This window comes from Streptomyces taklimakanensis (assembly GCF_009709575.1).
Taxonomy (GTDB): Bacteria; Actinomycetota; Actinomycetes; order Streptomycetales; family Streptomycetaceae; genus Streptomyces; species Streptomyces taklimakanensis.
The window spans coordinates 162359-176268 of the sequence record NZ_WIXO01000001.1 but is presented as its reverse complement, the minus strand read 5'-3'; the positions used below and the strand labels follow the sequence as shown (position 1 = coordinate 176268).

9 protein-coding genes are annotated in these 13910 nt (G+C 71.8%); 8 read left to right on the top strand and 1 reads right to left on the bottom strand.

What is annotated here, in order from left to right; all coding sequences use genetic code 11:
* Positions 1-238: 238 nt before the first annotated feature.
* From F0L17_RS00795 to F0L17_RS00760, 8 genes are all read left to right on the top strand, one after another.
* Entirely contained in the window at positions 239-799 is a 561-nt protein-coding gene (locus tag F0L17_RS00795; protein ID WP_162465627.1) for an RNA polymerase sigma factor, read from the top strand.
* Positions 796-1614, top strand: coding sequence for a zf-HC2 domain-containing protein (locus F0L17_RS00790; protein ID WP_155069290.1), 819 nt, complete (start codon positions 796-798; stop codon positions 1612-1614). Before F0L17_RS00795 ends, F0L17_RS00790 begins: the two co-directional genes overlap by 4 nt.
* The gene (locus F0L17_RS00785; protein WP_155069289.1) at positions 1611-2444 is read left to right on the top strand and encodes an ABC transporter ATP-binding protein; all 834 of its coding nucleotides are present in this window, start codon (positions 1611-1613) and stop codon (positions 2442-2444) included. Before F0L17_RS00790 ends, F0L17_RS00785 begins: the two co-directional genes overlap by 4 nt.
* Positions 2441-3838 carry a hypothetical protein gene (locus F0L17_RS00780; RefSeq protein WP_162465626.1) on the top strand — a complete coding sequence of 466 codons (1398 nt, stop codon included), beginning with the start codon at positions 2441-2443 and terminating at the stop codon, positions 3836-3838. Before F0L17_RS00785 ends, F0L17_RS00780 begins: the two co-directional genes overlap by 4 nt.
* Positions 3835-4410 carry a hypothetical protein gene (locus tag F0L17_RS00775; RefSeq protein ID WP_162465625.1) on the top strand — a complete coding sequence of 192 codons (576 nt, stop codon included), beginning with the start codon at positions 3835-3837 and terminating at the stop codon, positions 4408-4410. Before F0L17_RS00780 ends, F0L17_RS00775 begins: the two co-directional genes overlap by 4 nt.
* A gap of 533 nt (positions 4411-4943) precedes the next feature.
* On the top strand, positions 4944-7745 hold the full coding sequence (locus F0L17_RS00770) for a lectin (protein WP_420802363.1): 2802 nt from the start codon (positions 4944-4946) through the stop codon (positions 7743-7745).
* Between the two features lie 21 nt (positions 7746-7766).
* Entirely contained in the window at positions 7767-9530 is a 1764-nt protein-coding gene (locus F0L17_RS00765; RefSeq protein WP_155069286.1) for a lectin, read from the top strand.
* A gap of 136 nt (positions 9531-9666) precedes the next feature.
* Positions 9667-10431, top strand: a complete 765-nt coding sequence (locus tag F0L17_RS00760; RefSeq protein ID WP_155069285.1) for a class I SAM-dependent methyltransferase — start codon at positions 9667-9669, stop codon at positions 10429-10431.
* 391 nt (positions 10432-10822) lie between these two features.
* On the opposite strand, the gene F0L17_RS00755 is transcribed toward F0L17_RS00760, so the two are convergent.
* Positions 10823-13858 carry a 3-keto-alpha-glucoside-1,2-lyase-like domain-containing protein gene (locus tag F0L17_RS00755; protein ID WP_162465623.1) on the bottom strand — a complete coding sequence of 1012 codons (3036 nt, stop codon included), beginning with the start codon at positions 13856-13858 and terminating at the stop codon, positions 10823-10825.
* Positions 13859-13910: the final 52 nt, after the last annotated feature.

Sequence of the window (13910 nt, the reverse complement as noted above, 5' to 3'; positions counted from 1 at the left end):
AGACCTCCGCGCCACGCTCCTCGACCGGCCGGCCCGCAGGATCTCGTCGATCACCGGCTTGAAAACGTGAAAAGGGGCCGGACCGGTGGGTCGGGGGCGGGAGCTTCTTCCGCGGTCCCGGCCGGGCCGGGACCGACACCCCACGCATCCGACACCCGAGCCGCTCCCCTGTGTGGCGAGTGTCACAGCCGAGGGAAAACCCGCCGCCCGTGTCCGACGTCTAGCAGGCGTGGGAGCAGTGAGGAAGGCACCGGACGAGCCGGACGAGCCGGACGAGGAGCGTCTCGTCCGGCTGGTGGCCAAGGGCGACCGTGCCGCGTTCGAGGAGCTGTACCGGCGTACGTCGCCGTGGATGGCGGTACGGCTGCGTCGCCGCTGTGCGGACGAACAGATCGTGGCGGAGGTCATGCAGGAGACCTACTTGGCGGTGTGGCGCGCGGCGGGCGCGTTCGCCGGCACCGCGGCCGGAGGAACGGCCGTCGGTTGGCTGTGGACGATCGCTGCGCGCCGCCTCGTCGACGCGTTCCGGCGCAGGGCCCACCACGCGGAGCCGCCGCCGGCCGCCGCCGTGCCCGACGTGGCGCCCGCCGCCGAGGAGGAGGCGCTCGCGGCGAGCGTCGGCGGTGACATCGGGGACGCGCTGCGGCGCCTCGCACCGGAGTTGAGACAGGTACTGCAGGCCATGGTGCTCGACGGGCTGTCGGTCCGGGAGACCGCGGTCCTGCTCGGACTGCCCGAGGGCACGGTCAAGACCCGTGCCCGCCGGGCCCGGATCGCGATGCGGAGGGCGCTGACATGACCGGAGAGCATGCGTCGACGCGGACCATCGAGAGTTACGCGCGCGGCGGCACGGACCTCGTCGCCGACGAGGTGTGGGCCGTGGAGGCCCATCTGGAGGTGTGCCGGGTGTGCCGTGACCGACTGTCGGCCGCTGTCGGTGCCGGGGTGCCCGCCGTGGCGGCGCTGGTCGACACCGTGTGGTCCGGCCTTGAGCCCCGGCTGGCGGTCACCGCCACGATGCCGCGCGGACGACACCGGTCGGCGCGGCTGTCGCGGTGGCTGACGCCCACGATGGTGCCCTGGTCGGCCATGGTCGTGGGCGTGGTACTGCTGGCCCTGCTGCTCGACCTGGCCGGCACCGGATCCGGCGAGGTGTCGCTGGTGCTGCTGTTCGCGCCGGTCCTGCCGGTGCTCGGCGTCGCGGCGTGCTGGTCGCGCGGTCTGGACCCGGCCTACGAACTGACGGCCTCGGTGCCCAGGGCCGGGCTCCACCTGGTGTTGCGGCGCACCGCGTCCGTGCTCGGCGTGGTCGTGCCCGCACTGCTGGTGGGCGGATGGGTGACGGGGGTGATGGTGGCGCAGTGGCTGCTGCCCTGTCTGGCCCTCACCGCGGCGACGCTGGCGCTCGGCGGTGCCGTCGGTGTGACCCGCGCCGCTGTCGTGCTGACCGCCGTGTGGGCCGCCGCGGTCGTGGCGCCGACCCTGGCCACCAGCCGTACGGTCTTCGCCCTGCAGACGGACGCTCTGCCCGTGTGGGGGCTGGTCCTCACCCTCGCCATCGGTGTCGTGACCGCCCGCAGGGGCGCCTACTCCGTGCTGGTGGCCCATCGATGACCACGGGAAGGGAGCACCGCGTGACATCCGCGGTGAACGCGTCCGACATCGCGCCGACGACCTACGCCTGGGAGATCCGGGCCACCGGACTGAAGGTCAGGGTCGGCAGGAAACGGATGGCCGTGGACGGCCTCGACCTGTCACTGGGCACCGGCGTGCACGGACTCCTCGGCCCCAACGGGGCGGGCAAGACCACCCTCATCCGGACGCTGGCCACCGTCCTGCGCCCCACCGAGGGCACCCTGGAGCTGCTCGGCGAGCCCGTGGGCGGCATGGGCGAGCACCGCGCGCTGCGCCGTCGGATCGGCTACCTGCCGCAGGAGTTCGGCTACTACAAGCGCTTCACGGTGCGTGAGTTCGTCGAGTACATGGCGTGGCTGAAGGAGGTGCCGAAGGCGGAGATCCCCGCGGCGGTGCAGCGTGCCGTGGAGCGCGTGGGCCTGGCGGACCGCGCCGACGAGCGGCTGAAGACCCTGTCGGGCGGCATGGTGCGCAGGGTCGGCATCGCCCAGGCCATCGTCAACGACCCGTCGATCCTGCTGTTGGACGAGCCGACGGTCGGTCTGGACCCGGCGCAGCGGCTGCGCTTTCGCGAGCTGCTGCAGGAGCTGGGTACGGACACGTGCGTGGTCGTCTCGACCCATCTGGTGGAGGACGTGGGCGCCGCCTGCACCGACGTGGTGCTCTTCGTCGAGGGCCGGCTGGTCTTCCAGGGCACCCCGGACGAGCTGGCCGCGGCGGGTGGTCCCGAGCACGTGGGCGACAACCCGCTGGAGCGCGGCTACTCGGCGCTGCTGCAGGGGCGCGACCGGGGAAGGGACACCTGGTGAGCGTCCGCGTCCTGCGCATCGAGTCGAGGCGCTCCGTCGCCCCGTGGGCCGGTGCCGTGGTCCTGACGACGGCGCTGGGGTTCCTGTACCTGGTGGACGCCGCGTGGTGGAGGGGGACCACGGCGTGGACGGCCCAGTGGACGTCCATGGCCCTGTGGACCCGCGGTCTGCTGTCCTACCTGTGGCCGCTCGCCGTGGGGCTCGGTGCGCTGCAGGGCCTGCGCGACCACCGCTCGAAGATGTCCGAGCTGCTGAGGAGCACACCGAGGCCCGCGTGGCACCGCGCGGCCGCGCCGGCGGGCACGACGGCGATCACACTGACCTCGGCCTTTGCGCTCCTCGTCCTCGTGGGCGCGGTCCAGGTGCTCGCCAACACCGAGTACACACACCTCGGGTGGCTGCCGATCTCGCTGGTGGGGGCCCTCTCCCTCGTCGCGGGCGCCGTGTTGGGCATGGGGGCCGGGCGGGCCCTGCCGTCCGTGCTCACCCCGCCCGCGCTGGCCATGGGCGCCTTCGTGTTCACGGCGCTCCTGCACATGTCGCCGGGCCGGACGGAGACGGTCACGCGGGAGGGGTACCCGAGCACGGAGCCGAACCGCCTCTCCCTGCTGTCCCCGGCGGTGCAGGAGGTGCGCCACGTGCTCGTCACGCTCTCCACCTCCGTGCACGTCGGGCAGACGATCTGGCTGCTGGGCCTGGCCGCGACCGGCTTCGCGCTGCTGACCGCCGCGACCGCGCGCGCCCGGCTGTCGGCCCTGACGCCCGCTCTGGCGGGCGCCGCGGTAGCCCTGCTCGTCCTCCCCTCCGACCCGCGCCGGATGTACGTCGTCGACGAGGCCGCCGCGGAGCCGGTGTGCGACGGCCCGGTGTGCGTGACCAAAGTGCACGAGCCACGACTCGCCGACCTCGCGGATCCCGCGAGAGAGGCGCTGCGTCTGCTGCACGGGGCCCTGGGCGGCCGGGCTCCGGTCTCGGTCCGGGAGAGCACCGCCGTACTGCCGGACGGCGCCATGCCGCAGTGGTCCCACACGACCGTGCTCGTCGACTTCGACGACGACCTCGTCGGCGCGGCCAAGGGCGAGGAGCTGACCTGGGCCCTGATCGCCCGCGGCATGGTGCCGGGCTGCACACCCGTCGGCTGGAGCAGCTTCGGGGGAGAGGACGTCGCGCGGAGCGTCGCGGCGGGTTGGGTCCTGGGGGACCTCAAGCCGCTGCCCGGCACCGGACCGGCCGACCTGCGCCGGGAGATCGACACCGAGGCCCGCAAGGTCTGGAAGGACCTCAGGGCGCTGCCGCGGGCCGAGCAGCTCTCGCGGATCAACGCGATGCGCGCCGCCGCGCTCTCCTGTGAGGGAGACGTGCTCGACGCGCTGACCGGCGGTGCGTCCCGGTGAGATGGGCGATGCTGTACGCGCGCTCGCGGCGGGTGCCCGCGTCACTCGCCGCGGTGGTGATCAGCGCGGTGGCGGGGTGGATGCTCGCCCGGAACGGGGGCGGGGGCCCCGGTGATCCGCGGCTGCCCGTGCTCGTTCTCACCGCGGGAGTGATGGCGGCCTCGATCGGGCTCAGCGGGCAGGACCTCGCGCTGGACCGGGCGGCCGCGATCCGCTGGAGGCCCCGCAGGGCGGCGCACGTGCTGCTCGCCGGCGCGATCGTCGGCGCGGTGCTGCCGGCGGTGCGGACGGTGGGCGGGGACCTGGCCGCCACCGCGTTCGTCGTCCGGGACAGCGCGGGCCTGATGGGACTGGCCGCCCTGGGCGCGGCGCTCTCGGACGGCCGGTACGCATGGACGCTGCCGTTCGCCTGGCTGTCGTTCTCGTTCCTGGCCCCGCCCCCGACGAGTGCGCCGATGCGGGTGGCGACCTGGATGCTGCTGCCGCCCGGAACGGCGGCGGGCACCTGGACGGCCCTGGTCCTCGCGGTCGCCGGCACCGCGGCCTACGCCTTCGCGGGGCCGAGGCGGTAGCCGGTACGAGCTTCTTCACCGGCCCGGTCATGGGGCGACCGGCTCCCCGGCCGCGCACCGTGGTCCGCGCGGGCGTCGCCGTCGTCCAACGCGCTGCGACCGGTTCGGCCCACCATGAGCGCCGAGCCTGGCCAGGACGGCGCGTGGAGCCCGACCCACTCCGCTGCGGCGAGGCCGTCCGGGGGCGGGAGGCGCCCCGCCCCTCGTGCCCCGCCCCCTCGTGTCCCGTGGCTTCGATGTCGCGGATCCACGGCGGTCGACCGGTGAGCCCCGTCTGCCAGGCAAGCCTCCCCAGCTTTGTCCATGTCGAGGAAAAAGTAACGAGATCTTGAGTAAAAGGGGTTACGGACCCGGAACAGGGCCGCTAACTTTCTTGAAATGAACCGGTCATGTCTGAGTGGCCGGTGACTCGGCTCGACGGCGCGCGCCCGTGCTCCCCTCCCCGGTGGACCGTCCGCGGTCCGCCCTCACCCCCACCCCGGGAGACATCTGTGCCCACAGGACCCTTCAGACGCGGACTCCTCCGATGGTTGGTGCCGACGGTGGCATGCGCCGTCGGCGTCCTCCTGCCCGGCTCACCGACGACGGCCGCCCCCGCGGAACCGGGCGGCGGCCCCGGCAGGGCCGCGGCCCCGGTGTTCCAACAGGTCACGCTCGCCAAGGGCGTGGCCGAAACGGGCGAACCGATGACGTTGGCGGTGCTGCCCGACCGCTCGGTACTGCACACCTCGCGCGACGGCACCCTCCGCCTGACCGACGCGGCCGGCACCACCAGGGTGGCCGGCAGGCTCGAGGTCTACCACCACGACGAAGAGGGACTACAAGGCGTCGCCGTGGACCCCGACTTCTCCTCCAACCGCCACGTCTACCTCTACTACGCGCCCCGGCTCGACACCCCCGACGGTGACGCCCCCTCGAACGGTTCGGCGGCGGACTTCGCCCCCTTCGACGGGGTCAACCGCCTCTCCCGATTCGTGTTGAGGAACGACGGCACGCTCGACCTCGGCAGCGAGAAGGAGATCCTCGACGTCCCCGCGTCCCGCGGCACCTGCTGCCACGTCGGCGGCGACATCGACTTCGACGCCGAGGGCAACCTGTACCTGTCCACCGGCGACGACACCAACCCCTTCGCCTCCGACGGCTACACCCCCATCGACGAGCGGGCGAACCGCAACCCCGCCTACGACGCCCAGCGGACCTCCGGCAACACCGACGACCTGCGCGGCAAGGTGCTGCGCATCAAGGTCGCGGACGACGGCTCGTACTCGATCCCCGAGGGCAACCTCTTCCCACCGGGCACCGCCAGGACCCGGCCGGAGATCTACGCCATGGGGTTCCGCAACCCCTTCCGGATGAGCGTCGACCGGGCCACGGGCATCGTCTACCTGGGCGACTACGGCCCCGACGCCGGCACCGACAGCGCCGCCCGGGGGCCCGCGGGACAGGTCGAGTTCAACCGGATCACCCGGGCGGGCAACTTCGGCTGGCCGTACTGCACCGGCGACAACGACGCGTACGTGGACCACGACTTCGCCACCGGCGCCTCGGGCTCCGCGTTCGACTGCTCGGCGCCGAGGAACACCTCGCCGAACAACACCGGCCTGACCGACCTGCCGCCCGCCCAGCCCGCCTGGATCCCCTACGACGGCGGCTCGGTACCGGAGTTCGGCAACGGCTCGGAGTCCCCCATGGGCGGCCCCGTCTACCGGTACGACGCCTCGTCCGCCTCCGAGGTCGCCTTCCCCCCGGAGTACGACGGCGACTTCTTCGCCGGCGAGTTCGGACGGCGCTGGATCAAGCGCATCGAGAGCGGAAGCGACGGCACCGTACAGGGCATCAACCCCTTCCCCTGGAGCGGAACCCAGGTGATGGACATGGCGTTCGGCCCGGACGGCGCCCTCTACGTGCTCGACTACGGCACCGGGTACTTCAACGGCGACGAGAACTCCGCGCTGTACCGGATCGAACACGTCACCGGGGGCCGGGCGCCCGTGGCGCAGGCGAGGGCGGACGTGACCTCCGGCCAGGCACCGCTGACCGTGTCGTTCTCCTCCGCGGGCAGCTCCGACGCGGACGGCGACGCCCTCGACTACTCCTGGACGTTCGGTGACGGCGGCACCTCGACGGCGGCCGACCCCTCCCACACCTACCACGCCAACGGCCGGTACACGGCGACGCTGACGGTGACCGACTCGACCGGCAGGTCCGGGACGGCGTCGGTGCCGATCACCGTCGGCAACACCGCGCCCACCGTGACGCTGGACCTGCCGGTGGACGGCAGCATCCACGACTTCGGCGCGGCGATCCCGTTCAAGGTGACGGTCGACGATCCCGAGGACGGCACGATCGACTGCTCCAGGGTCAAGGTCAGCTTCATCGTGGGACACGACAACCACGGACACCCGCAGACCTCGACGACCGGCTGCTCCGGCACGCTGCAGACGCTGGCGGACGGCGAGCACGACCCGAACGCCAACATCTTCGGAGTGATCGACGCCGAGTACACCGACGAGGGCGGAGGCGGCCAACCGGCGCTCACCACGCACGACCAGCACATCACCCAGCCGTCCCACCGGCAGGCCGAGCACTACGGGGACGCGTCCGGGGTTCAGGTGGTCGACCACGCCCCCGCACACGGCGGCAGGACGGTCGGCCACATCGACAACGGCGACTGGATCGCGTTCCGGCCGTACGCGCTCGGCAACGTGACCGCGTTCACCGCCCGTGTCTCCTCGGCCGGGACCGGCGGTACGATCGAGGTGCGCGCCGGATCCCCGAGCGGCACGCTGCTCGGCACGGCGACCGTGCCGGTGACCGGCGGCTGGGAGGTCTTCCAGGACGTCACCGCTCCGCTCGACGGCGGACCGAGTGGTTCCACCAGCCTCCACCTCGTCTTCAAGGGCGGCAGTGGCTCCCTGTTCGACGTCGACGAGTTCGCCTTCACCACCTCCGCCCGTTCGGGTGAGGTGCGGGGGGTGAACGGCAAGTGCCTGGACGTCGACGGTGGTGGCACCGCCGACGGCACCCGGGTCCAGTTGTGGAGCTGCAACGGTACCGGGGCCCAGCAGTGGACCCTTCCCGGCGACGGCACCCTCAGGGCCCTGGGCAAGTGTCTGGACGTCTCCGGTGGCGGTACCGCCGACGGCACCCGGGTCCAGTTGTGGAGCTGCAACGGTACCGGGGCCCAGCGTTGGGCGCCCCAGCCCGACGGCACCGTCCGCAACCCCCAGTCCGGCAAGTGCCTCGACGCGTCCGGCTCCACCTGGAACGACGGCACCCCCGTCCACCTGTGGACCTGTCACACCGGCCCCAACCAGACATGGACCCTGCCGTAGCAGGAGGAGAGGACGACGCACATGCGCAACCGACCGAGAACCGCACTGGCCCTGCTCACCGGAGTCCTGCTGCTCACGGCGCCGCAGGCGACGGCACTGGCGGAGCCCGCGGACCGCTCCTCCACGACGCGCCCCACGACCGCGCGCACCCAGGTGGCGGCCGACCCCGCGTACGAGATCCTCGTCTTCTCCAAGACGGCGGGCTACCGCCACTCGTCCATCGACGACGGCGTCGCGGCACTGCGCGACCTCGGCGCGACCCACGGCTTCACCGTGGACGCGACCGAGGACGCGCAGGCCTTCACCACCGACAACCTCGCCCGGTACGAGGCGGTCGTCTTCCTGTCGACCACGGGAGACGTGCTGAACGGTGCCCAGCAGACGGCCTTCGAGCAGTACATCGGAGACGGCGGGGGCTACGTGGGCATCCACGCGGCGGCCGACACGGAGTACGACTGGCCCTTCTACGAGGGACTGGCCGGGGCCCTGTTCCACTCCCACCCGGCCGTCCAGTCCGCCACCGTCAGGGTCGAGGACCGCGCGCACGACGCCACCGCCCATCTGGGCGACACCTGGCAGCGGACCGACGAGTGGTACAACTACCGCACGAACCCCCGCGTCGACGCGCACGTCCTGGCCTCCCTCGACGAGTCCAGCTACTCCGGCGGCTCCATGGCCGGCGACCACCCGATCGCCTGGTGCAAGGACTACCGGGGCGGCCGGGCCTTCTACACCGGCGGTGGTCACACCGACGAGTCCTACGGTGAGCAGGCCTTCCGCCGACACCTCCTCGGCGGCATCCGCTGGGCGGCCGGGACGACGGAGGCCGACTGCCGCCCGGAGACCGGCTACGAGCCCCTGTTCGACGGCTCGGACACGGCGGGGTGGGAGCAGGCCGGCCCCGGCGGGTTCACCCTCGCCGACGGCACGCTCACGTCCCACGGAGGACTCGGCATGCTGTGGTACTCGGCCGAGGAGTTCACGGGCGACTACTCGCTCAAACTCGACTGGAGGGCGGACGGTGACGACAACTCCGGCGTCTTCGTGGGCTTCCCGGCCTCCGACGACCCGTGGTCGGCGGTGAACAACGGCTACGAGATCCAGATCGACGCCACCGACACGCCCGACCGCACCACGGGCGCCGTCTACGGGTTCCAGTCCGCGGACATCGCCGCGCGCGACGCCGCGCTCAACCCGCCCGGCGAGTGGAACACCTACGAGATCCGCGTCACCGGCGAGCGCCTGGAGGTGTTCCTCAACGGTCGCCGGATCAACGACTTCACCAACACCGACCCGGCGCGCAGTCTCGCGCAGGGCCACATCGGCCTCCAGAACCACGGCGACGGTGACACGGTGTCCTTCCGCAACATCCGCGTCAAGGACTCCGAATCCGCTCCCGGACCGCGTTCGGGTGAGGTGCGGGGGGTGAACGGCAAGTGTCTGGACGTCGACGGTGGTGGCACCGCCGACGGCACCCGGGTCCAGATCTGGAGCTGCAACGGTACCGGGGCCCAGCAGTGGACCCTTCCCGGCGACGGCACCCTCAGGGCCCTGGGCAAGTGTCTGGACGTCTCCGGTGGCGGTACCGCCGACGGCACCCGGGTCCAGTTGTGGAGCTGCAACGGTACCGGGGCCCAGCGTTGGGCGCCCCAGCCCGACGGCACCGTCCGCAACCCCCAGTCCGGCAAGTGCCTCGACGCGTCCGGCTCCACCTGGAACGACGGCACCCCCGTCCACCTGTGGACCTGCCACACCGGCCCCAACCAGACATGGACCCTGCCGTGACGCGGCGCGTGGCGACGCGCCGGTGAACATCGAAGGGCGGGGCGAGGGCCGGGGAGGAGTCCCCGGCCCTCGTCGTGCGCGGGCCCACGGCGCAATACCGTGTGCGTTCGGGCGGGCCGGGCGTAATGATGTGGCCATGCCACGCACTTTCGATGAGCTTGTCGCCGAAGCCGAGTCGGCTTCCGTGGCAGGCTGGGACTTCTCCTGGCTGGACGGCCGGGCGACCGAGGAACGCCCGTCGTGGGGCTATCAGCGGGCGATGAGTCGGCGGCCGGCGGTGGTGTCGGCGGCGCTCGACATCCAGACCGGTGGCGGTGAGGTCCTGGCCGGGGCGGAGAAGCTGCCGCCGGCGATGGCCGCGACGGAGTCCTGGCCGCCGAACGCAGCCAAGGCGACCAGGCTGCTGCACCCGCGCGGGGCGGTGGTCGTCGCCGCCCCGGACGAGCCGCCCCTGCCGTTCGCCGACGAGGCATTCGACCTGGTGACCAGCCGGCACCCCGTGACGGTGTGGTGGTCCGAGATCGCGCGAGTGCTGCGACCGGGCGGGACGTACTTCGCCCAGCACGTCGGGCCCGCCAGCGGGTGGGAGCTGGTGGAGCACTTCCTGGGGCCGCAGCCCGAGGCGCGCCGGAAGCGCCACCCTGACGACGAGACCGCGGCGGCGAAGGCCGCCGGCCTGGAGATCGTCGACGTGCGCGCGGAACGGCTGAGGATGGAGTTCTTCGACGTCGGCGCCGTGATCTACTTCCTCCGCAAGGTGATCTGGGCGGTGCCCGGCTTCACCGTCGAGCGGTACCGCAGCCGCCTGCGCGAGCTGCACGGGAAGATCGAGGCCGAGGGCCCCTTCGTCGCCCACTCCTCCAGGACCCTCGTCGAGGCACGCAAGCCTGAGCGCGCGTAGGGGCTCGCGGCGGTAGGGCGGGCATCCCGACCCGGTGCCCGGCGATGTCCGGGGCCGGCTCATCGACCTGCCGGAAGCCGGCATCGACGGTCCAGGCGGTCTGCGGTTCCCCGGGGCCACCGGGCCGGTGATCCGACGTCGGGATCCGCACCGGCTCGTTGAGCCGGACCCGCGGACCGGGCACCGACCCGGTGGAGCGCAACCGTTGCCGGTCGACCCGGTGGAGAAGGCGAGTGCCGGCACCTCGGGCGAGGTCGGCGACCGGGCGGGGAGTCGGGGGAGGAGCGGGTGGACCCCACCGGAGCGGGGGAAGCACCGGACACGCTCCGCGCACGGGACGGCCCGACGGGGCGACCGTCCCGTGCGCGATCGGGCCGTGGCGTGTGGTCGATCAGCTCAGTGGTTCGACCCACACGTTGCGGTAGCGGACCTCGTTGCCGTGGTCCTGGAGCCTGATCGGTCCGGTGGCCGGGCCTTCGGCGATGCCACCGCCGGTCGGCCCGTCGACGGCCACGTCGTCGTGGACCGTCCTGCCGTTCCACACCACCGTGATCCGAGCCTTCTCGGTCATCCCTCCGGCGCTGTCGTAGCGCGCGGCCCGGAAGACGATGTCGTAGGACTGCCAGGTCCCGGGTGGTGACGACGCGTTGGTGTCGGCCGCCTTCTGGCGGTAGATGGCGCCGGCCTCGTTGTCGGCGAGGGTGGGCACCCCGTAGGAGTCGAGGATCTGGATCTCGTAGCGGTTCTGGAGGTAGACACCGCTGTTGCCGCGGTCCTGCCCGGTGACGTCGTCGGGGAGCTCGGGGACTTGGAACTCGACGTGCAGTCTGTGGTCGCCGAAGTTCCGCTTGGTGCGGATGTCCCCGCAGCACACCTCGATGGAGCCCCCTTCGGTCCGGGGCCATTCGACCGCGCGGCCGTCGGTGTGCTGCCACTGCGACAGACTGCCGCCGTCGAACAGGTCGATGCGTTCACCGGGACGGTTGATGTGGATCATGTCGAGGTTGACATGGCCGTCGTCGCCGTCGTCGTACCGGTAGGCGATGGTGTTGACGCCCTTGCGCAACGTCAGCCTCTCGCTCCGCGTCGCCCAGGTGTCCCAGCCGGCGGTCGGCGGCAGCACCGTCCGGCGGACCTTGTCCCCGTTGACGTAGAGGCTGATCCTCTTGTCGCCGTGGAAGGGGTGCGGGCCGTTGGCGTAGCGCAGCCCCACGTCGTACGTGCCCTTCTTGGCGATGTCGACGCGGAAGGTGGTGGTGGCTCCGGGAGTGCCGTAGCGGTCGACGAAGCCGCCGCCGGAGTAGCCCTGGTGGTCCTTGTTGATGCCGGCGCCGCCGCCGAGCTTGGCCTCCTCCGCCTCGTAGGCGGTGACGGGCGCCTCCTTGCCGGGGATCGCGTTGAGGGTGTACCAGGCCTCGGTGCTCCACAGGGACTCGCCGTTGTCCGCGGTGAAGGGACGCGGGGAGCGGATGTGCACCACGCGGTCGGTCCTGAGCCCGGGGATCTCCAACCGGACCTGCTTGCGGTCGTCCGAGACGACGGCGCGGGACACGGTCAGCGGCTCCTCGTCGATCTTCGGGCCGCCGTACTCGGGCGTGGGCGAGTAGCGCCACTGGCGGACCCGGTAGCTCTGGGCGAGCTTGTCGACGGTCTCCTGGGAGAGGGGCTGGGTGTACCGGAGGACGAAGCCGTTGCGCGTGGCGCGCATCGAGTGGATGTCGAAGGCGTTGGTGCCGTTCGGGGTCAGCTTCTGGAGGCCGAAGCGGAGTTTGCCCTCCTGGCCCCAGTTGCCGTCGGCGCCGAGGCCGCCGGCGTAGATCGCGCCGTCGGGACCGATGCTGACGCGGTTGACGCCCGCCTCCAGGCCCTGGGTGTGGCGGAAGACGGCGCCCTGGTACTCGCCGTCGACCTTCTCCAGGCTCGCGCGCTGCAGTCCGCCGTAGGTGACGTCGCCGAAGATCATCTGCCCGGCGAAGGGCCCCTTCGTCAACATGAGCGGTGTGCTGGGCGAGTTGGCGATCTCGTTCTGCGGCAGCCACAGGACCGGCTTGGTCACCGGGCGGTCGTCGAAGGGGCCGGGCCGGAAGGAGGCGTCCTCGCCCGTGCCGTCCCGGTACCGCGTGTAGTGGTTGAAGAAGCGGTCCTGCTTGATGTGCACCAGCTTCGAGGAGGGCAGCCAGCCGCCCTGGTTGTCGGTGACGAAGATGCCCTTGTCCGGGCCCCAGCCGATGCCGTTGGGGGTGCGCAGACCTCCGGCGAGGTAGGAGACCTCGCCGGTCGCCCTGTCGACCTTGATGGTCGTGCCGCGGCCGCCCTCGGCCGGTTGCGGGTCGGTCGTGGCGCCGCCGTAGTCGATGGAGACCGACAGGTTCAGGTAGAAGCTGCCCTTGTCGTAGAGCAGGCCGAAGGCGAACTCGTGGAAGTTGCCGCCGTAGGGCCAGGAGGCGATCTTCCTCTTCTCGTCGACGACGTCGTCGCCGTCGTGGTCGTTCAACTCGGTCAGCTGGTGCTTCTCCGAGACGTACAGCTTGCCGTCGACGTACTTGATGCCCATGGGCTCCCTGAGCCCCGAGGCGATCTTCTTGACCGTGACCTTCTCCGGGCCGGTGTCCCCGGTGACGTTGTCCAGGAGGTGGACCTCTCCGTCGGTGGTCTCGCTCTCTCCCCAGGTGGACACGGCCAGTCTGCCGTCCGGCAGCCAGTCCATGGCGGAGACCTTGGGTTCGAAGCCGGCGGGACGCAGGTCGGTGAGGGTGTAGTTCGGGTGGACGCCGGACAGCGGCAGGCCGTCGCCCGGACCGTCCTGACCGCCGACGCACTCCTTGCGGCCGGGCGCGGTGACGCGTACGACTCCGGCGTCGGTGCTGAGCGCCGAGTTGGGCACGAGGGTGAAGTCCGTGGCGCCGGGCGGCTTCCACTGGAGGGTGAGCTGCTGGCCGCCGCCCGCCTCGAAGTGCTCGATGCGCAGCGGGTGCGGGCCGGAGGTCAGATGGACGCTGCCGTCCTTGGGTTCGGCGCCGTGCAGGCCGTCGTGGTCGATGACCCTCCGGTCACCGATGTGCAGGCGTGAGCCGTCGTCGCTGATCAGACGGAAGGCATACGTACCGTCCTGGGGGATCCGGAGGTTTCCGATGACGTGGGAGACGAAGTTGTCGGCCATGCCGAAGTCCGCGTCCGTCGTCCAGTCGACAGTGGGCATCAGCTTGTCGACGTTGGGCGTCTGACCCCCCTTCAGCTCGCAGATTTCCCTCAAGGGCGCTTGCACATCGAAGACGCGCAGCGTCACTCCGGGTTCCTGCGGCGGGATGTCCGCGGCGCTCCGGGCGGCCGACTGGGCGGCGGCGGGGGTCCAGCTTCCGACGACGACTGCGGCGAGTGCCAGCCCCGCAGCATGTCTGCGAAACCGACGGTGCGGCTGTTGACTCACTCTTCCTCCTGGCGCTCGGGGCACGGACTGCGGACGCCCGGTCAGGGGTGAT

Bases quoted from the DNA above. Each gene is read 5' to 3' on its own strand.
- F0L17_RS00785 (WP_155069289.1), top strand. From the start codon at position 1,611: ATGACCACGGGAAGGGAGCACCGCGTGACATCCGCGGTGAACGCGTCC.
- F0L17_RS00765 (WP_155069286.1), top strand. From the start codon at position 7,767: ATGCGCAACCGACCGAGAACCGCACTGGCCCTGCTCACCGGAGTCCTG.
- F0L17_RS00790 (WP_155069290.1), top strand. From the start codon at position 796: ATGACCGGAGAGCATGCGTCGACGCGGACCATCGAGAGTTACGCGCGC.
- F0L17_RS00760 (WP_155069285.1), top strand. From the start codon at position 9,667: ATGCCACGCACTTTCGATGAGCTTGTCGCCGAAGCCGAGTCGGCTTCC.